Genomic DNA, 19,218 nt, shown 5'->3' on the forward strand with positions numbered 1-19,218 from the left:
GTGTTTCCAAACAGAGTTGGGCCAGTATCAACAATTTTAGGCGTTTTCCAACAAAAATAGGGATTTACCAACAATTTTTAAGATTTACCAACAAAAAAGCAGCAGATACCGACAATTCGACAAAAACCGACACCTCTGCGCACAGCAGCTGCAGGCCCAGACCGCACATCACCAGACACCAACACGCAACACTCACCCACGCCCAAACGTACTCCTCATCCGCCCTACCGGATCATCTTCCACACTCTCATCCCATTCCAGGACCTGACCCGCTTCAAGCAGCACATCTCTCAACTCCCTATAGTCCACATCCTGAACCGATGATCCTTTTTCAAAAGCCAGGCTCACCGCCGCGCCCGCTGACTGCCCTATAATCATGAACACCGGTTCCATACGGATGGAGCCAAAGGCAATATGGGAACTCGATAAACAGACAGGCACCAGCAAATTGGTGCATTCTTCCGCTTTTGGACGGATTGAGCGCCAGGAAATCGGATAAGGCGAAATCGGGATTTCGACGTCCCCTTCATTGACACAGGCGCCGTCGATGACGACCCGCCGGCAGTGATGGGAATCCATCTGATAAGATGCAAGACCGATTGAATCCCCCACGGTTGTCTGACCCAGACAATTCCGGTCGGTCATCACATAGTCCGAGATCATCCTCCTGCTTTCCCGGATATACAGTTGATGCGGCCAGTGGCCGGTTTCCGTGAATTCATCCACCGGAAGGCCCCATCCGGACACTTCGTTACGAATCGCTTCAGGAACACTTTCATCGTGACTCAAGAAATACAGCATGCCAAGATTATAATTGAAGTGTTCCTGAAAAATCTCTTCCCGCTTTTCATAGCTTCCGTCGGGCCAGTCGTAATTCCCACCGATAAAATCAGTGGAGACCGCCCCGTAATTATTGAGATCGGTTTTTCCATTTGGCAGCATGGTGTGGAGATTCATCGCGTCCCATACACCCGCTTTTATGTAACGGAGCAGCAAGGCATAACGGTCCCCATCATAAGAAGGAGGCTTCGGGAACGGAATGCGGTTTTCAGGCTCTTTTGTCAAACAGATGCGGAAGTTATACGCCTGTATCCGGTGATCGCCTTCACCCTGGACCTCAGATTCAGCGACACCCTCCTCCACACCAGGCAAAAGACCGCTCTCCCTGTCGCCTGCCGCCACATAGGGGTCGACCCGCACCTCAAATTTATGATGAGGTTCCCCGAACCGGACCCCGTTATAGGTCTCGCCGTATTTTGCATTCGGCTCGCGGCCCACCGTATAGGAAACCCCCGCCTTTGCCATGAGGTCCCCTTCATAGCCTGCATCCACGAAAAAGTTTCCTTCAAAGATACAGCCATTTTCCATGATGATCCTCTTAATCTTCTTATCTTCCTTCTCTACTTTTAAAGGGTGCTGATTGCAATAGACCGGGATATGATAGTCAGAAAGCCATTTTTTAAAAACCGCAGCCGCTGCTTTAGGCTCAAAAGTCCACTGCTCTTCTTTACCGTAATAGTCTCCGATTCTCTTATAAAATTCCCTGGACAAGCCGCCGATCGCTTCTTTGGACCCGAAATCGGTCGCACCCAGTCCGCTTGCCGTGATCCCGCCAATATGACGGCTGAATTCAGCAATGGCGACTGACAGCCCCATCTTCTTTGCCTGGATGGCGCATGTGATGCCTGCAGGGGTTGCGCCGTAAACAATTAAATCTTCGTTCACTATGAAAGGCTGAGCCATTTTTCCAGCAGGTTCATAGTATTTCAGTTTGTTATAGTCCATCAGCGGCTCCCTCCAGCCAGCCGCGCTTAGAGGCCTCGGCAGATTTTTTCAAGAAATCAAAATAGATCAACATCATTTCCTCAGTTGAAAAAGAATCGAAGTTGTCCTTGGTTTGAATGGCGAGCAGCCGGTCATCGACGGCAGGAGTTTGACTTTCAAGTAAATCAATGACTTCATCCAGAAAACGTATGATTTCGCGGCCAGCTTTACGGCCTTCCACTTTTTCAGGATCCACGATCCGTGCCGGAAACAAGGGGACATTCCAAGAAGTATGCCTGGCAATGACTTTTTCTAATTTCAATAAGGTCGAAAAATGATCCTCTCCAAGGAAAGACCGATAGGCGTCGGCCAACGTGCTGAACTCCTTGCCCCAGCTCAATCCCGCGAACATGTAATTGTTCAGCTGGTGAATCCATTTCCAAGGGTAATCAGCGTGACGTTCAGACTTCAGGTGGCAGGGTACGATCAAATTCAGGATTCCGTCCACCTGGAGTTTCTTATAGTCGTCCATATCTTCCTTCATCCTGTTCAGGAGAGGCGGGAAAAGTTCACTCAGCATGAAATGGTCGCTGTAGTATTCAAGCACGGTAAAGGACCGCCCATTTTTCATGGTCTCCGCCCTCCAATCCTTGAGGCTGTCTGCTGCCCGTGCCTGCCCGCCGCGCCGATGATGGAGGGAACGGGAATAATCCCTGCCCCAGTATGCATACAATACATCCGCTTCCCTGGAGGCTTCGGTCCCCCCTGAGCGTTCAAGCATATTCCATTCCAGACCCGCGTTATACACGATGTGTTCCACTTCGACATTCAATTTTCCGAGTACTGTCTTCAGCTTCTCCGTGAAGGCAATGTAGGCAGGCATAAAATCAGCGTGCTCTTCTTTGCCGATTCCGACGTCTTCCGGCCACAACGAGACCCTACTAACGCCCGGCGATTCCCGGCAGATATCCTCAATCCGCTTTATTACCCGATCCTGCAGACCGCTGTCTTCAAGGAAATGAAGGGCCTGTTGTCCTTTTTCTTCTATTAAAAAAGAAAGGCTGTGGCCGCCGAGCGTGACATTCATACTACGTTTGGCCAGCTCCGCCTCGACATACCTCTTGATCTTATCCCAAAGGAAAAAAGTGAAGAAAAATTCATTCAGTCCGTTTTTGACTCCCCAGTCGATCAGGCGGATTATGTAAATGGGGTCATCGACCGTTTCAATGATATTGCCGCGTCTTTTAAATAAGGGTTCTTCCAGACAGGCAACATTTTTTGCAGAAAGAGGCGCTCTTTTTTCTGACAGATGAACCCAGCTATACCCAAGTTTTCTCGCGCAATAATCGTACACTCCGTATAACAATGAACGTCCTTCTTTTCCGATGATCCACACATGCTTTTCATCTTCGATAACCGAGAACCCGTCATTTTTCAAGGACAATTGATTAGCACACCAGTCAGACGTGTTGTACTCTTTTTCAAGCATCAAGAAAATGACATCCTGTTCATGATCAGAATGTCCGTCCTTCGTTACAGCGGCCTCAATTCCCGCATCCCTGAAGAGCCTCCTTAGCTCCTCCACCGCGAAAAGCGTGGTGACATGGTCATTAAAATATGCGATTGCCTTCATCAGAACACTCCCCTCCGTGCTTTATATACCTATAACCATATCCTTTACCTCACGTCCATAAAATGACTTTAAAGGGACAGGGGGACAGGTTCGTTGTCCCAGCACGCTGGGACAATGAACCTGTCCCCCTGTCCCAAAGAAATTTCAGAAAAAGTAAACATTTCCAATTATTTTCCGTTATAATGGAAGTAGATTGTGTCAGTTTTTATAATATTTTGTCACTTCATATTCATATTTACAGCTAAATCGGAGGATATCTCATGGTCTTTGACGGAATTTTGATTGCCATCATCATCGGTTTCATTCGCGGGGGAAGCCTGAAAGGGTTTGCCGATCTCACTTTTAAGAAGGGGTGGATCTTCCCTCTATTACTCTTATTCCAAATCGTCATTTTTTATTTTCAAAATAAGATAGAGTGGGTCGGGCAGATTAGTAATCTCTCATTTATGGCTGTGTATGTCGTCGGACTCTACTTTTTACTGGCGAATCGCCATCATCCTCAGTTCATCACGATTTTCATCGGGGTGCTGCTGAACTTTATTGTCATGGCAGTAAATGGAGGAAGAATGCCGGTTTCCCTCGAAGCAGCGTCTGTCATTGATCCTTATTACCTGGAAGCAACGAAGAATGCCCTTTACGCGAAACACACGTTGGTAACCGAATCTACCAATCTGGCTTTCCTGGGGGATATTATCCCTCTGTCCGCCCCCTATCCAAGGGAGCAGGCCATCAGTATCGGGGATGTCGTCATGAACATAGGGGCCTATCTTTTCATCCAATCTGTGATGGTTCGAAAGAAGGATAAACTTCTATCAACCACTACTTAATTTAAAGGAGGTGAGTTATAATGAAAAATAAAGCAAAAGCGGCCGTTATTAACCTTATTATCGTTGGTTCTGCAATCGTAGCCCTGACTTCAGGATGGAAGTTCTGGGAATTCTAAAAAATAACACTAAGGCCGTCCCATTGGTACATACTATTATTGATGGGCCGGCCCTTATTCTTTTCGAGAGAGTGATAAAGATGTCTTTGAAAACACAAAATGCTTATATTGCGTTCATTTGTCTATTGGGAACAGGATTGTTTGCCTATCACCTTCCCCCGAGCCTGGGATCGGAAGACCTGTCAAAATGGGTAATCATCTACACATTGGTAGGTTCCATCCTGCTGTTAAACCACTTCAACATCATTATCCCCTTATCCGGCAATACATTGTCCATGGATTCCTCTATCTACTTAGCAGGTCTTTTTTTGTTTGGATTGAAAATCCCCCTGCTCACACTCGCACTCAGCGGGCTTGTTTTTCTTTTCATCCAATTCAAGCTTGCCTGGTGGAAGCATCTCTTTAACTTTGCCAATTATTCTGTCATGCTGATTTCCACCTACTACGTTTTCATTTTAACGGGAGGAACCGTGGGGGCAACTGATTTCTCGAATATCCTCCCTTATATGGCTTCATTGACCGTATACTTTTTCTTCAACGTCGTCATCATGTGGTTTTATTTTTACCTGGCCAGGAGGCCTTCGCTGAAGACGATCCTGAGGGAAGCGATGCAAAAACAGATACTCTCTGAAGTATTCGTAAGTTATGTAAGCACCCTTGTCCTTTCACTCGTGCTGACCATCTTGCTCAGCCAGGAGCCGATCTTCGGCATCTTTCTATTCATCATCCTGGCCGTCATGCTTTCGTTTGCATTCAGGAATTTTTTCAACTTATACAAAGAAGAAGAAGCGAAGGCAAAAATGGATTTCCTTACGGGGTTGTATAATCATGGCTACTTCAAGCTGCGTTTGGATGAACTTTTATCCGAGAATAGAGGCAGATCATTTTGTGTGGCTCTATTGGATCTCGACGATTTCAAAAAATTCAATGATGCGAACGGTCACGTAAAAGGAGACGAACTGCTGAAATTTTTCGGTAAGTTCATGAATGAAAAGACCAGGGATTTCCCATATATCGCTGCCCGATATGGAGGAGAGGAATTCGGCATCATCCTGCCCGATACTTCAAAAAGGGAAGCGCTCTCCTTTTTGAATAAAGTACGGAAAGAATTGAATAATACCTATTTTCCGGGAACCGAAGTCTCCCCTCTCGGCTGCATCTCTTTCTCTGGGGGGATCGTCGAATTTGAAAAAGGAACATACAGCTCTGCTGAACTTCTGTCAAAAGCGGACAAGGCCCTATATTTTGCAAAAGCACAGGGGAAGAACAATATACAAGTTTATAAGGAAGATCATCATTATCAGCAGGAATTCCAGTACGCTGAAGAAATCGACGCGCTGGAACAACAGCTGCAGATTTTTCTATCCAAGGATATTTACACGTATCAGCACAGTAAACGGGTTTACTCGTATGCTGTAGAAATGAGTGAGCGTCTGAATCTCAGCAGTGAAGAAAAGCGGACGCTGATTCTCGGGGCATTAATCCATGATATCGGTAAGCTGGAAATACCGCGGGATGTCATCAATAAGAAGGGAAAACTTGATGAACACGAGTGGGAAATGATGAAGAAGCACGTGATCTACGGAAAAGAAATCATTGCTTCGATCAAGAAGTATGATGAACTGCTGCCGCTGATTGAGCTTCACCACGAACGGTATGACGGCAAGGGGTACCCTTACGGCTTGAAAGAAAACAACATTCCAAAACTGGCCCGGATCCTCTGTGTCATTGATTCGTTCGATGCCATGACAACAGAGAGGCCGTATCAGAAAACAAAATCATTCTCAGAAGCCATCAAGGAACTCCGAGAATGCGCCGGTCAACAATTCGACGCCCAATACGTGGAACCCTTCATCCACATGATCGAGGAAAACTACCAGGATAAACTTGAAATTGAAAAAGTCGTGTAGGGGGCGGAACAGCGGTTTCGTCCCAAGGCGGCGGGACAGGGGGACAGGTTCATTGTCCCAGCAGACACTGGGACAACGAACCTGTCCCTTAGTCCCTCTGCATAAAGTGATAGACCGCCCCTATCATTCCGGAATGGTTCTGGTATCTTGCAAGTACAAGTTCGGTTCGGTTATAGAAATCTTCATTTGTATATTTTTTCACCTCTTCTTTGATCTCTTTGAGGAACACTTCACCCCTCAACGCAATCCCTCCCCCGATCACTACTTTTTCAGGGTCGAATATGTAGATAAGATTGGATATCCCGACAGCTAGATGTTTATAGAACTTAGCGACGGCTTTTTTGATTTCGGGATTTCCCTGGTCATATGCGTCAAAAACTTCCTTCCCAGTCCACTCCCGTTCACTCTTGTATTCCTTGGCCATCCTTATGAGGCCCGGAAAGGAAGCTACTTTCTCAAACTGCTCCCCTTCAATTCTCATATACCCCCATTCTCCCGCACTGAAAGAGTGGCCGGAGTGAAGTTCACCATTTATGATGATCCCCCCGCCTACTCCTGTCCCGACTGTCAGCATGATGAAGCTTGAGGCCCCGTGGTTGCCGAGCCAGTGCTCGCACAGAGCCGCGCAGTCCGCATCATTTCTCGCTTCGACGCGAAGATTCAATGCTTCGGAGATCAGCTTCTTCAAATCGATTCCTTTATACCCGGGGATATTGTTGCTTGCCCCAAGGATGATCCCTTTATCCGCATCGACCCTGCCGGCAGTACTGATGGCCACTCCTTCAACGCTGTACTCCTTAATTAAACTCCGGCTGAGCCGAATCAGCTTCTGAACAATGGCGGGACCGCCAAGATGAGCTTCGGTATCAACAAGGAAACTGACACCCACACTCCCATCCTCATTCACGATCCCATACTTAATATGAGTCCCACCAATATCAAACGCAATATACTGCTTCATAGAAAACCTCCTTTTCGTACAAGATTGCTTCTCCCGCACTGTATAGCTTTCAAATTTAAACGGGGAAGGATCCGTCCTCTATTGATATAATAAAACCACACTTCGAAATGGTTGTATATGGGAGCTGAATTAAAGACCTAAATACGACAAGGAACCTGTCCCCCTGTCTCGCTTTACATCAATCCTTCGGTAAGGATTTTGACGATGAGCGGGCCGAGTGAGACGATGAAGATGGCCGGAAAGATGAAGAAGACCATGGGGAAGAGCATTTTGACCGGGGCTTTCATGGCTTGTTCCCTTGCTGATTCCCTTCTTTGTTCCCGAAGCCTGATGGTGAGATTGCGGAGAACTTTTGACATCCCCACCCCCAGGTGGTCTGCCTGGATCATGGTGGTCAGTGCCCTCTGCAGTCCATCGGAGGGAATGCGCATCCGGAGTTCAAAGAAGGCATCCCTCCTCGATTTTCCTCTTTTCATTTCAATGAGCGCGATCATGAATTCCTCTGAAAGTGGGCTGGCCTTCTTATGGCAGACTGTCAGTAGCGCTGCATCCAGCCCTAAACCGGCTTCGATCAGCAGATTGACAGTATCGAAGAAATCCGGCATTTCGCGATTGATTTCGGCGATTCTCCGCGTCCTTTTTTTGCTGAGGAAAAATGTACAATACTGAAAAGCAAGGAATGAAACAGCGCCTGATAGCAGCAGTGTGACAGCAGGCCGGCCGGCCGCCGCTGCTATCAAAAAGAAAACGAGCGCACCGCTTCCACCGCTGATCAACAGCTGAAGGAGCCGGAATTCCACCGCTGTCATTTTACCTGAATAGCCTGCATCGCGAAGAAGATGCTCAAGTTTCTTTTGCTTGCCCTTCGAAGTCCTTTTCCCCACCGTCTTCACCCCTCTCGCCCAAAGGCCGACGAAAGGTTTTCCGGACTTCTTTTGACTCAACGGATCTATATCGGAAGCACCTTTCTCCTTAATGGGAAAAGTCCTCGAGATCCTCCCCTCAAGCAGCAGACTTTTACGATTGAAATAGAATAGCAGTGCTGCTGACAGACAGGTAAATGAACAAATTGCTAGAATCAGAAATAATAGATTCAATTCTTACACCTCGATTCGAAGGATCTTTTGAATGGTGAACCACCCGATCACGATGAATACAGCGGCCGTCACCAGCATGAAGATACCCAAAGGCTGGGAAATCAGCGGATTGAAGTAATCCGGATCAATTACATAGAGGTACAGCCCTAGCCCTATTGGTAAACAAGTAATGATGATGGACGACATCTTCCCCTGGGAGGTCAATGTATTCAATTCCCCGAGGATGCTCACCCTGCTCCGGATGGTGTCTTCCATCGTTTCAAGCATTTCAGTCAGATCGCCCCCGCATTTTCTCTGGGCAATGATCGCATCGAGGACCACCTCGAGTTCTTTGCTAGGCAGTCTTTCAAGCATATCTTTAAATACCGTTTCCAATGGTACTCCCATGCCTGATTCACGAACCGCTTTTTCAAACTCTGGTCCGATCGGTGCAGGCATTTCTTTTCCAACCAATTGCATGACCTGCATAAAACTGAAACCGGCCCTCATTGAATTGGCCATCATCCCGAGCGTATCGATCAGCTGAGAGGGTAATGACTGCAATCTCTTTTTTCGTTTATTCTGCATAAAGGCTTTAGGAAGCAAGTAGCCGACCGGCAGGCTTATAACTGTTAGGGTCCAAGGGAACTGCAGCAGCATCAAGCCGATTCCGGCCGCTCCCCCGACGATCAAGCGGATCGCCATGAATTCGGGGGGAGTAAGGGAACTCCCTGCCTGTACGAGCAGCATTTTTGTCTTATCTCCGAATTTTATGCCTTCCAGCGCTCGGGCCAATGCTGCAACCAATCGACCGCCTGCAGATTTTTCACCGTTCTCTTCCCTTTTTTCTTCAATAAGGGGGGAAGTGGTAAGATACTTCTCTACCCTTTGGCGATGACGCTTTTTTTTCATGACTGCCGAACCGATCAGGTAAAAGACGGTCGTGGTCAAGAGTAACGTCGCAGCGACCAGCGTGATCTGTTCCATCCTACCACTCTCCCCTGAACCAGGAAGGCGATACGGACAGTCCTTCTTCCTCCAGCTGGCTGATGAACTTCGGCCTGATTCCGGCGGAGAAGAATCTTCCCTGGCCGCCTCCGGTCTCTTTATACAAAAATAAATCCTGCAGGACGATGGTATCGCCTTCCATTCCCAGCACTTCTGTAATATGGGTGATCTTCCTTGATCCATCCTTCAATCTCACCTGCTGAACGATGAGATCCAGCGCATTCGCAATTTGTTCCCTGATCGCACGGACAGGCAGGTCATACCCTGCCATCATGACCATCGTTTCAAGCCGGGAAAGCATATCGCGCGGGGAATTCGCGTGGCCGGTGCTCAAGCTGCCATCATGTCCTGTATTCATGGCCTGAAGCATGTCGAGTGCTTCCGCACCCCTGACCTCTCCGACGACGATGCGGTCGGGACGCATCCGGAGCGCGTTCCGGACCAGATCCCGGATCGTGATTTCCCCTTTTCCTTCAATATTCTTCGGCCTCGCTTCAAGAGATACGGTATGATCCTGGGAAAGCTTCAGCTCGGCTGCATCCTCTATTGTCACGATTCGTTCATCTTGAGGGATAAAAGAAGACAGGACATTCAGAGAAGATGTCTTCCCTGACCCTGTACCCCCGCTGATAAAAATATTCATCCTCCCCATGACGCAAACCTTCAGGAATTCAGCCATTTCGCTGTTCAAGCTGCCAAACTCGATTAAATCATCCACGGTAAACGGGCTCTCCGCGAACTTCCTGATCGTGACAGTCGGGCCAATCAAGGAAAGAGGTGGGATAATCGCATTGACACGGGATCCGTTAGGCAGGCGTGCATCCACCATCGGAGAGCTTTCATCCACCCTCCTTCCTATCGGAGAAACGATTTTTTCAATGACTCTCTGTACATGGGCGTCATCTCTGAACGTGACTGAACTCCGGATAAGCTTGCCGTCCTGCTCATAATACACCTGCTTCGGACCGTTCACCATGATCTCCGAAATGGAATGATCCCCGAGAAGAGGGGTGATGGGACCATATCCAAGAAGTTCATCCTCCACGGATTCAATCAGCATCCGCTTTTCTTCAAAGGTCATGCGGCCGCCTTCTTCTTTGATAAACTCTTCACTTAACTCTTTAATGATTATCTTTTCCTGCTCTTCATTATGTCCGGTTTGTTTTTTCAATTCTTCTATAATGAAGTGGTGGAGTCTCGAACCGGTCTCCCAAAACTCACTTGCTCCCTGTGCCCTAACTCTCCCTTTTTCAACCCGCTTCGCACTCGGGGATTCCTCTGTCACAACCTTATTGAATACAACCATCTATACCCTCCCCTTCATCGGTACCAGGCTTCTAACTCTTTTAGACTTTTTGGAAGGCTCCTGCAGCTTTGCTTTTACTGATTCCACCGGCTTTTCTGCCAATGTGCGCGCAAGATTTAAAAAGCCTTTTCCTATCGGGGTCCTTGGCTGGGAAATCACCACGGGCGCCCCCAAGTCGATTGATTGTGATACCAATTGCCCCTGTTCAGGCAGGGAAGCAAAAATCGGAATATCCAGGACCCTTTCCATTTTGTGCTGATCGATCTGTTTCTTGGCTGTCCGGGTTCGTATCACCTTTATTTTTTCATGCAGCTGAAAAGCCTCCAAGGCTTCAATGAATAGCCTGCTCCTTTTAAGCACAGAGATTTCACCTGTTACAAGAAGTAGGCATTCGTCTGAACGCTCCAGACATTTCAAATGGATTTCCGACAGATATGAAGGGGTATCGATGAGGAGGATATCGAACCTCATCTTCATTTCTTCAATCACTTTTTCAATATGAATGTCTGTTATCATTTCAAAAAATTCCGGCCTTGAAGGCGCCGGCATTACCGCCACACCGCTTTCATGGACAGCCAGATAGTTATCAATGGAATAACTGTGGCGCTCATATTCCTCTTTCACCCACTCATAAATCGTCCCGCCCGGTTTCTGATCAAGCTGCATGAGGACATCTCCAAACTGCAGATTCGCATCCAGCACGCCGACTTTTTTCCCCATCCTGGCAAAACCCGCAGCCAGATTGACCACCGCTGCCGTCCTCCCGATTCCGCCTTTCGGACTGCAGACGGAGATGACCCTGCAGTTTTTTGCCAGATGATAACTGACCCCTTCTTCCCTCAGCTTTAAATATTTCACCGCCCTTACTACAGCGTCTTTTTTCTCTTCCAGATCCGAGGAGAATCGCAGGATATCAGATGCTCCGACATTCATGGCTCTTCGTGTATTTTCCATGTTATCCGGCACGATCAGGATGATATAAAGATAAGGAAAAAGGATGGACATCTCCTGACAGAGATCATATCCGTTTTGCAGCGTATTCGCCTTGATGAATAAAATGGAGTGATCCGTGTCTTTGATCCGGTGAATCAAATCGTCCAAATGCGGGAATTGAAGAAGTTCATAGGATCGCTTCTGCAAAATCAGCTCGAGATCCCCGGGCGCGGCATTCGTATCACAATAATAAAACCAATTAATCATTGTTCCTCACTCTCGCCTTCCTTAATGATTTCCCTTGTAAACGAAATGGCTTTATCTTCGACCGTCCCGTCGCCCTCTCCGCGCATCATGAAATAAAAACCGTCTTTATCCCTGGAAGCCAGGCTCAGTTCAACGCCTTGTTCCGGTGTCACTTCAACTGTGATGGTCTCATAGCGGAGAGCTTCATCTTCGCCGTCAGCCGATTTCCCTGAACCGAGCACCTTGACGTTTTGGAGGACGAGCTTTGCTGTCCGGAATTCTTTCTTTGTCTTTTCATCCTTTGTAGATTCATAAGCAATGATATCTATGTAGGAATTGGGCTCTACATATCCTGAGACCCCCTGCTCCAAAGCGGTGACTTTTAACGACATCGCCCGTTTCCCTTCTCCCACCTCAAGCATTTTATTGTTCATTTGGCGGTTTTCCAATTCGGGCTCTTTCTCTGCCTGCTTTTCATCTTCATTGTCCGCTGCTGCAGTCGTAACCGCAGGAACCGGCGCTGAAGGCGGGAACACGACGACATAGGCAGCCAGCGCTGCAATGATTCCAAATAGTAAAGATAAGATCCATAACCGTTTCGTTTTCATAGCATCCTCCTGCAGCATTTATTCAACCAATCTCACACTATAAAGTCCGTAATCGGGTGCTCCTTCATCTCCTTCCCCTGCGCCGATGGTCCTGATGAATTTCCCTATGACCCGTTTCGGTTCCTGAACATCCTCCAGCCAATAGGCAGCCAGACCGACAGCATTCAAGGTATCCCTTCCATTCGCACCGTCCCACGTATCGATCACAACAACATAGATCACCCTGGAACATTTCCCGTCTGCCGTATCGGGGCTTTGGCAATGGGGCTTCCCTGCATCTTGATCGATCAACGTTTGAAATGCGCTTTTTACCGGTCCCCATTTCTGCCCCGGCTCAGTGACCACAGTTTCAAGGCCGCCAACGGAAACTTCCACGCCGTTGATGATATTGTCTGCAAGATTCGCCGCCCCTCTTCCATCAAAAGCCAAATAACCGCAGTTCCCGTGATGACTGCCTGTCTTGTCACATTTCAGTTCGGTATTGTGAGGGAGCGAGTCCTTCTCGACTGCGATCGGGGTGATATGGAGTCCTTTTTTGAGCGGCGCGGAAACAGCTTTTGCCGAGGCCTCCACCACTGTACTGTCAAATCCGAAGAACTTGGCAAATGTCAGCGGGACACTCACCTGCTGAGTGGCTTTGATAGACCGGCTGGTCGTCGCAATCGATCCCCCTTCCAATGTCTGTCCGTTTTTCAAGGCAAGATCCTTTGCCACTGTCACCGCTTCTGCCTCCCCTTTGCTGGCAACCACCTGAACGCCTCCCAATACGGAAGCATCCAGCGCTTTCTGCAGGGAACTTTTTGCCGAATAAATCTTGCCGCCATCCAGGGCCAGACCGGTGAAACCCAGTAATACCACCAGGAAGAGCGCCGTCGTGACAGCGATATTTCCTGTTTCATTTTTTAGTAAAAATATCATTCTCTTCATATCATTCAATCCTCATCACGGTCGTATCATCCACTTGAAGGGGACCGACCAGGGACCCTATGACCGGCGTCACAAACGTGATGGGATATACGATTCTCACGACAGCTTCACCGCCGGCTTCAGACACCTGTACCTGACCGGATGACAAGCCGATGCCTGTTCCGTTCCTCAAGGCTGCATCCACCGCATTTTTCCCCACGCTTGCAGCACGGGCAGCCTCCCTGCCAGCATGATCCACGGTGAGGTACGCATGAAAATACCTTCCAAAGTCAATGATCCCGAAAATAAGGAGCAGTAAAAGCGGCAGTACCATTGCATATTCAACGAGAGACTGGCCTTTTTCGTTTTTCACATGGCAACACTCCATACAAACGTTAATAATGTACCAAGTACAATCGGGACTCCATAAGGGAACAAGATGGGAGATTCCATTTGAGGTTTAATGAGGATCCTTCCTTTTGTCCCCATCAGAAGGGCCGGAAATATGTAGAGGGATTTGAGAGATTGCAAGAGGCCCCTTTTCTGGATAATCAAGGCGATCGAGATGAGTCCGCCTAAAAGCGCAACAGAAACAAAGCTCTGAAGCGTGAACGAGGCTCCCATCAATGCCCCAACGGCCCCCATGAGCTTGACGTCCCCCGCCCCCATTCCTCCAAGTATAAATGGGATTAACAGAGTTGCTATACCGGCCAGCAGCCCCAGGCTGCTAAAAAAAAATCCATCCCACCCCTGAGTAATGGAATAGAAGATGAGACCGAATAAGATGGCTGGAAACGTAACGATATTTAATATTTTCCTTGTTTTGAGATCCGTGATCAGGGATACCAGCAGGGCTGAAACGAGAATGCTATAGATAAGAATCAATTTGGCTCACCTCTGGAATGTGGATTTGGATAAGCCCTGTTTTTTAGGCAGGGCTTGGGTGTTTTAAGGTAAAAGGTTGGTGAATAATCCTCTTATCTCAGTTTCCAAAAGCGCAACAGCTATTGCTACCACGGCAACTACCCCTGCCAGCACCAACCCATACTCAGATAACCCCTGACCCTCTTCTTCTACTACCAGCTGCTTTAATTTGTTCACCATTCTAAATTCCTCCTTTTGATTTGATATTAACTGTATGTTCTTTTTTAAGAACAACCTTATAGCTCTATAATAGTTCATTATAATGAACGTGTAAATACTCTATATTCAGAAAAAAGTCGATAAATACCGACATTATTCGCTATTGCGAATAGCAGGTTTCTATTATATATTGAGACTATATGCCTACATAAGGAAGGAGTGAAGTCATGCCTTTACCGAAAGAAGACACACTATATAGAACGATCCCTTATTCAATTGTAATGGCGGATACATTTGCCGCACGGTTTAAAGGGCTGATGTTCAGGAAGGATCCCATCATAAATGAATGTCTGTTGATTGTTCCCTGTAATTCCATCCATATGTTCTTTATGAACTTTTCAATTGATGCTGTATTTCTTGATGAACAGCAGAGAATCATTAAACTGGCAAGGGATCTGAGGCCCTGGTCAATAGTAAAACCTGTAAAGGAAGCCCGTTCTGTTTTAGAACTGCCAGCAGGGAGTATAGTAAAGCTGAATTTAAAAATTCAGCAGGTTATTGAATTGCCATAGGGACAGTGGGACAGGGTCACTGTCCCACCTTTCCCCTATTTAAATCCTGGCAATCACACTTTTCGAAACCCCGGTTATTCTTGATAACTGCCTGATTGACACCCCTTCTATTTCTTTCATCTCTTTTATTATTTGATTCCTTTTGGATTTGTCCAGTTGCTGCAACATGCTTATACTGGGTACGCCTGCAAGACTCAGAAGCCCCAGGACCTCAGCATCGGTTCTTCTGCTGATATAACTTTCTTCAAGGAATTGATCATCATTTTGCTCCTGCATGTATTCTTGAAATAGGTTTTTAGAATTTTGGAGGTTTTTTGAAAATAGAAGAAGTGGAGCTTGATTGTCTATGAAGGTTTCTTTTTTGAGTTACTCGTGGAAGCTGGTCCATTTGCTTTCGTAGATCGTTTTGGCGAGTCCGGCTTTCAATGGGTTTTGGTGGATGTATCGAAGAACTTTTTTAAATGACACTTCGGTTTCAATCGTTTCGCTTTTGAACCTCTCTTGGAACAGGTGTCCGCATCGTTCATATTTATTATTATACCAGTATACATAACTTGAGCTGATTCTCTGGAGGCAGTCTGATATGCTGTCTCCATTTTCTTTCATCAAGAGATGCACATGATTATCCATCAAGCAATAACCATAAAGTTTATAATCACAAATACCTTTATACTTTTTCAATCTCTTAATGAACGCCCTCTTATCCTCCTCCCCTTCAAAGATTGTCTGTTTGTTGATTCCCCTCAGCATAATGTGGTAAATTCCTGTGCCGCTCTTCTGTCTTTTCGTTCTTGGCAATGGACCATCTCCTTTGTTTGTTTTGGTGGGACAGGGGGACAGGTACCGCGTCCCGAAAAGGACAAGGTACCTGTCCCCTTGTACCACCTTTACTCTATTCGACATAAATAGAGAAATTCCTCTTTAACGGAACATAGGGACAGGTTCACTGTCCCTATGCTGTACCGATATAGAAATGTGATTCTTAACAAGTGGGACAAGCTCCCTGTCCCACTATTCCAGTGCCTTCCCGAGTGGTTGTTTTAATGCTCCGGCCATTGTGCGGGAGTATAGGGTGGAGATATGGTGGTAATCCCGGTATACCAGGACGTTCCCGACTACTGGGGGACATGATTTATCATCACAGAAGTACTGGGATAGGTCGGCGAAGGTGACGTTGTCCGGGATCCCTTGGGTGTTTTCCCATGGTATGGCTTCTGATAATACTTTATCCCTTGGCATTGAGCAATCTTCAATATCTTTTTTTTGCTCCACGCACGTCGGCGGGTCTCCTTCCATCGCCGGGTTGTCCCGAACAGCGAACACTTCTGTGGTTCCCTCGAGTTTCCTCCACTGCTCTATATACCCTTCAGGTACTTGATCACCGGCCCCGACGTTTGCCGTTGTGAAGACCAGGTCCGGCGGATCTTTTTTCAACATATCAAGAACTTTCTCATTCCAATCCATGCAAGAAGCATTCAACAACCCGTCAAAATCATCAGATGAAAAGCGGCAGGCATCCTTATTGTAGATTTCGATTTCCAGCTTCATTTTCTTGGCGAGCTCTTCAAGCGCCGGGTACCAGTGCCCTGAATGAGAGCCTCCGACCAAGGCGATTGTGTGTACAGGATTTTCCGTTTCTCCCCGCGAACACTTCGTTACTTTTTCCTCTTCAATTCCCGAAAAACATTCAGGGTCATCGTAGAAAGCAGGCAGATCTTCTTTGACTGCAAGCGCTGATGGAACCGGCTTTTTTCCCGGATCCGGCTTCACGCCGTCTGAAATGGCCATAGCCCCGGGATACTTTTTCATGTCATATTCCTTATGATCCTGTCCGGAAACATAATAAGCCCAAACACTGTTGACGCAGAATAACGGGAACAGCAGGCTCACTAGCACAACCGCAAGTTTCCTTTTAGATTGTTTGATATTGATATTCCGGACCGGTGTTTCAAGTACTTTTACCGATAGGAAGGAGAGCACAAATGCCGCTGCCATGATTGCAAGTCCGCCTGCTAAAGGCACTTTTTCCACATCAAAATAAGCATAGGAGAAAATAAGCAGCGGCCAGTGCCACAAATAGAATCCGTATGACAACCCGCCGAAATACAGAAACGGTTTGGAACCAAGCAGCCTATCTACCCCGTACCGGGTGCTGTTCTCGGCTGCAATGATGACAAGGATGACGCCTCCGGTAGGCAGCAGCGCTGCATATCCAGGAAACACGGTTGAAACAGGAAGGAGAATCCCCGTAAAGCAGATGATTGCCAACCCTAGCCACCCCATCACCGTACTCACTGATTTATTCAGTCTCAAGTAAGGCAGGAGAAGTGCCAGGATGCCGCCAAGGCTGAACTCCCAAACACGGGCGAATGTGTCGAAGTAGGCCCATGGTTGATTCACCGCAGTCTTAAAGATAGAATAACTAATCGATAAAGTGAAGAGAGCTGCGAGCACGCCCAGCATCGTCTTTCTAACCGGTGTCCCTAGCACTTTTTTTGCTAGAAAATAAGCCAACCAAACCACAAACGGCCACGTTAGATAAAACTGTCCCTGTAGAGATAACGCCCAGAAATGCTGGAGCGGACTCGCCTGATTGTTCTGGGCCAGGTAATCCACTGAGCTATTGGCTAAATACCAATTTTCAAAATACAAGGCCGAAGCAAAGATCTCCCCGATGATCTGTTTCCACTGTACCTGCGGCATGATCAAAATGGACACAACCGCAGTGAACAAGAGGACCGTGAATGCAATCGGAAACAATCTCCTTGCAAGCCCCAGCCAGTAATCAATCAAGTGGATGCGGCCGGTCTTCTCCATCTTCGATAGCAAAGAAGTCGTGATCAAATAACCGGAAACAATAAAGAAAACATCCACGCCGCCGGAAACCGCCCCGACCCAAATATGATAGACAGCAACCAAAAACGCAGCAACCGTCCGCACCCCCTCAAGCTCCGGCCGAAACCTCTTCTCAGGCGCCCTCAAATCACCCATCCAAACCAACTCCATTCCAAAGGCGGGACAGGTCCCTTGTCCCACTGCCCCGGCATGAGCAAGCACTTCTGCCCACTGATATCCTTCTGTTTTCTAATTGATAACTGCAGCAACCAAAACCCGGTCCCGCATTATAGTTAGTACGTATTATAGTAAACGCATGTAAACAGTAGGCTCCACTCACGTTAGTTTTATGTAAATATTCGATTTCAGATCTCAGTATTCATTTTTAGCAATCAAGAGGGGATTTAACCTCTCCTTATTGCGGGACGGGGGGACAAGTACCGCGTCCCACCTCCCGCGCCACCTTAACAAAAATCATTTGAACAATCGTTCAACCCCATCCAGCCCTCTCTTACACCCTTAATGACTTTCAATCAAGCGTTTGTATAAACGGGACAAGGTACCTGTCCCCCTGTCCCACTTGTCGAAAAATATTTTTTGGCATGGCCTTCCAAAGCTATTCCCAATTATTTGCCGGGTCATTATAATTATGTCAGGAAGTAGTTTCCTATACTTATATTTTCTTGAAGGAGAAATGAACATGATTACGAAGAAGACTTTAACGGCTTCTGTATTAGCAACATCCCTTTTATTTTCCGGCACTGCAATGGTGCAGCCGGGATATTCGGTGGAGGCCGCTCAAACAATCAATTATCAGGTGGAGCTCGATAAGTTCGCATCGCATTATGCGACTATCATCCGCACTCTGGAAAGCTATACAAAGAAAATCAATGCTGCAAAATCTGAAAATGAAATGATGGATCTGTACGATGAATACATGGGGTATTTTGACGCAGCACTTGAGAAAGAAGCTCCCGTCAATGTTAAAAACACAGCCATCGGACAATTGGATGAATACATTTATAACAGTTTAATAGAAGTATATAACGCTGAAATTGATACAATTGATTTTTATAATGGGGATTTATCAGAGGAAGATTACAACGACGCCTTGGAAGCAATGGAGGCGAATGTCTCAGAGCAGGAGGCCTTGTTCAAGAAGACAGCAAAAAGCTACCAATCAAAGCACGGGGTGACTTTCAGTAAAGATATGTATTACCTCCTTGAAGAAAACCCGCCTGCTAAACCAGAACAACCGGGTAAAACAAGCACATACAAAGTAAAAAGCGGCGACACGCTTTCCGCGATTGCAAAAAAATATGGTACGACGGTAAGCAGTCTGAAAAAGCTCAACAGCTTAAAGAGCGACCGCATTTATGTCGGACAAGTACTGAAGATGTCCGGAACTGCTGCAAAGCCAGCCAACAATGACAG

18 protein-coding genes are annotated in these 19,218 nt (G+C 47.0%); 4 read left to right on the top strand and 14 right to left on the bottom strand.

All coding sequences use genetic code 11. From position 1 onward, the window contains the following. Positions 1 to 192: 192 nt before the first annotated feature. Both AS034_RS15565 and AS034_RS15570 read right to left on the bottom strand, forming a co-directional pair. On the bottom strand, positions 193 to 1,785 hold the full coding sequence (locus tag AS034_RS15565) for an FAD-dependent oxidoreductase (protein WP_082641713.1): 1,593 nt from the start codon (positions 1,783 to 1,785) through the stop codon (positions 193 to 195). Then, positions 1,775 to 3,397: an alpha-glucuronidase family glycosyl hydrolase gene (locus tag AS034_RS15570; RefSeq protein WP_058299232.1), complete on the bottom strand. Its 1,623-nt coding sequence runs from the start codon at positions 3,395 to 3,397 to the stop codon at positions 1,775 to 1,777. The genes AS034_RS15565 and AS034_RS15570 overlap by 11 nt, the downstream gene beginning before the upstream one ends. Before the next feature lie 260 nt (positions 3,398 to 3,657). On the opposite strand from AS034_RS15570, the gene AS034_RS15575 reads away from it, so the two are divergent. Together AS034_RS15575 and AS034_RS15580 are read left to right on the top strand one after the other, a co-directional pair. After that, on the top strand, positions 3,658 to 4,224 hold the full coding sequence (locus AS034_RS15575; RefSeq protein ID WP_058299233.1) for a DUF5317 domain-containing protein: 567 nt from the start codon (positions 3,658 to 3,660) through the stop codon (positions 4,222 to 4,224). Between the two features lie 196 nt (positions 4,225 to 4,420). Further along, on the top strand, positions 4,421 to 6,250 hold the full coding sequence (locus AS034_RS15580; protein WP_058299234.1) for a bifunctional diguanylate cyclase/phosphohydrolase: 1,830 nt from the start codon (positions 4,421 to 4,423) through the stop codon (positions 6,248 to 6,250). Between the two features lie 88 nt (positions 6,251 to 6,338). On the opposite strand, the gene AS034_RS15585 is transcribed toward AS034_RS15580, so the two are convergent. The 10 genes from AS034_RS15585 to AS034_RS22795 form a co-directional block, all read right to left on the bottom strand. Beyond that, positions 6,339 to 7,211 carry an ROK family protein gene (locus tag AS034_RS15585; protein ID WP_058299235.1) on the bottom strand — a complete coding sequence of 291 codons (873 nt, stop codon included), beginning with the start codon at positions 7,209 to 7,211 and terminating at the stop codon, positions 6,339 to 6,341. Positions 7,212 to 7,384: 173 nt separating this feature from the next. After that, a complete protein-coding gene (locus AS034_RS15590; protein ID WP_058299236.1) occupies positions 7,385 to 8,308 on the bottom strand; it encodes a type II secretion system F family protein in 924 nt (307 codons plus the stop codon). A gap of 3 nt (positions 8,309 to 8,311) precedes the next feature. Continuing rightward, positions 8,312 to 9,274 carry a type II secretion system F family protein gene (locus AS034_RS15595; RefSeq protein WP_058299237.1) on the bottom strand — a complete coding sequence of 321 codons (963 nt, stop codon included), beginning with the start codon at positions 9,272 to 9,274 and terminating at the stop codon, positions 8,312 to 8,314. Between the two features lies 1 nt (position 9,275). Next, entirely contained in the window at positions 9,276 to 10,601 is a 1,326-nt protein-coding gene (locus AS034_RS22785; RefSeq protein WP_058299238.1) for a TadA family conjugal transfer-associated ATPase, read from the bottom strand. Continuing rightward, positions 10,602 to 11,801 carry a CpaE/TadZ family protein gene (locus AS034_RS22790; protein WP_058299239.1) on the bottom strand — a complete coding sequence of 400 codons (1,200 nt, stop codon included), beginning with the start codon at positions 11,799 to 11,801 and terminating at the stop codon, positions 10,602 to 10,604. Further along, a complete protein-coding gene (gene cpaB / locus AS034_RS15610) occupies positions 11,798 to 12,388 on the bottom strand; it encodes a Flp pilus assembly protein CpaB (RefSeq protein WP_058299240.1) in 591 nt (196 codons plus the stop codon). The genes AS034_RS22790 and cpaB overlap by 4 nt, the downstream gene beginning before the upstream one ends. A gap of 18 nt (positions 12,389 to 12,406) precedes the next feature. Beyond that, a complete protein-coding gene (locus tag AS034_RS15615) occupies positions 12,407 to 13,315 on the bottom strand; it encodes a pilus assembly protein TadG-related protein (protein WP_058299241.1) in 909 nt (302 codons plus the stop codon). Position 13,316: 1 nt separating this feature from the next. Beyond that, complete coding sequence (locus AS034_RS15620) at positions 13,317 to 13,667, bottom strand: TadE family protein (protein WP_058299242.1); 351 nt, start codon at positions 13,665 to 13,667, stop codon at positions 13,317 to 13,319. Next, positions 13,664 to 14,179 (bottom strand): A24 family peptidase, encoded by a 516-nt coding sequence (locus AS034_RS15625; RefSeq protein ID WP_244888175.1) that lies wholly within the window; start codon positions 14,177 to 14,179, stop codon positions 13,664 to 13,666. The genes AS034_RS15620 and AS034_RS15625 overlap by 4 nt, the downstream gene beginning before the upstream one ends. Positions 14,180 to 14,242: 63 nt before the next feature. Next, on the bottom strand, positions 14,243 to 14,398 hold the full coding sequence (locus AS034_RS22795) for a Flp family type IVb pilin (protein WP_141687741.1): 156 nt from the start codon (positions 14,396 to 14,398) through the stop codon (positions 14,243 to 14,245). Between the two features lie 206 nt (positions 14,399 to 14,604). Between AS034_RS22795 and AS034_RS15630 the strand changes: the two genes are divergently transcribed. Continuing rightward, complete coding sequence (locus tag AS034_RS15630) at positions 14,605 to 14,949, top strand: DUF192 domain-containing protein (RefSeq protein ID WP_058299243.1); 345 nt, start codon at positions 14,605 to 14,607, stop codon at positions 14,947 to 14,949. Between the two features lie 366 nt (positions 14,950 to 15,315). Here AS034_RS15630 and AS034_RS23190 read toward each other — a convergent pair whose 3' ends face one another. Together AS034_RS23190 and AS034_RS15640 are read right to left on the bottom strand one after the other, a co-directional pair. After that, positions 15,316 to 15,747 (bottom strand): transposase, encoded by a 432-nt coding sequence (locus AS034_RS23190; RefSeq protein WP_244888176.1) that lies wholly within the window; start codon positions 15,745 to 15,747, stop codon positions 15,316 to 15,318. A 213-nt stretch (positions 15,748 to 15,960) separates the two neighbouring features. Then, positions 15,961 to 17,940, bottom strand: a complete 1,980-nt coding sequence (locus AS034_RS15640) for an acyltransferase family protein (RefSeq protein ID WP_058299244.1) — start codon at positions 17,938 to 17,940, stop codon at positions 15,961 to 15,963. A 544-nt stretch (positions 17,941 to 18,484) separates the two neighbouring features. Between AS034_RS15640 and AS034_RS23350 the strand changes: the two genes are divergently transcribed. Then, positions 18,485 to 19,218, top strand: a 734-nt coding sequence (locus AS034_RS23350) for a LysM peptidoglycan-binding domain-containing protein (RefSeq protein WP_272867406.1), incomplete at its 3' end; no start/stop codon positions are given.

Origin of the sequence: [Bacillus] enclensis (genome assembly GCF_001456935.1) — a bacterium.
GTDB classification, from domain to species: Bacteria; Bacillota; Bacilli; order Bacillales; family Bacillaceae_B; genus Rossellomorea; species Rossellomorea enclensis.

Excerpts from the sequence above, each read along its gene's own strand:
- AS034_RS15570 (WP_058299232.1), bottom strand. The coding sequence starts at position 3,397 with ATGAAGGCAATCGCATATTTTAATGACCATGTCACCACGCTTTTCGCG.
- AS034_RS22790 (WP_058299239.1), bottom strand. The coding sequence starts at position 11,801 with ATGATTAATTGGTTTTATTATTGTGATACGAATGCCGCGCCCGGGGAT.
- AS034_RS15630 (WP_058299243.1), top strand. The coding sequence starts at position 14,605 with ATGCCTTTACCGAAAGAAGACACACTATATAGAACGATCCCTTATTCA.
- AS034_RS22785 (WP_058299238.1), bottom strand. The coding sequence starts at position 10,601 with ATGGTTGTATTCAATAAGGTTGTGACAGAGGAATCCCCGAGTGCGAAG.
- AS034_RS15595 (WP_058299237.1), bottom strand. The coding sequence starts at position 9,274 with ATGGAACAGATCACGCTGGTCGCTGCGACGTTACTCTTGACCACGACC.
- AS034_RS15580 (WP_058299234.1), top strand. The coding sequence starts at position 4,421 with ATGTCTTTGAAAACACAAAATGCTTATATTGCGTTCATTTGTCTATTG.
- AS034_RS15615 (WP_058299241.1), bottom strand. The coding sequence starts at position 13,315 with ATGAAGAGAATGATATTTTTACTAAAAAATGAAACAGGAAATATCGCT.
- AS034_RS15565 (WP_082641713.1), bottom strand. The coding sequence starts at position 1,785 with ATGGACTATAACAAACTGAAATACTATGAACCTGCTGGAAAAATGGCT.
- AS034_RS15640 (WP_058299244.1), bottom strand. The coding sequence starts at position 17,940 with ATGGGTGATTTGAGGGCGCCTGAGAAGAGGTTTCGGCCGGAGCTTGAG.
- AS034_RS15585 (WP_058299235.1), bottom strand. The coding sequence starts at position 7,211 with ATGAAGCAGTATATTGCGTTTGATATTGGTGGGACTCATATTAAGTAT.
- AS034_RS15575 (WP_058299233.1), top strand. The coding sequence starts at position 3,658 with ATGGTCTTTGACGGAATTTTGATTGCCATCATCATCGGTTTCATTCGC.
- cpaB (WP_058299240.1), bottom strand. The coding sequence starts at position 12,388 with ATGAAAACGAAACGGTTATGGATCTTATCTTTACTATTTGGAATCATT.
- AS034_RS22795 (WP_141687741.1), bottom strand. The coding sequence starts at position 14,398 with ATGGTGAACAAATTAAAGCAGCTGGTAGTAGAAGAAGAGGGTCAGGGG.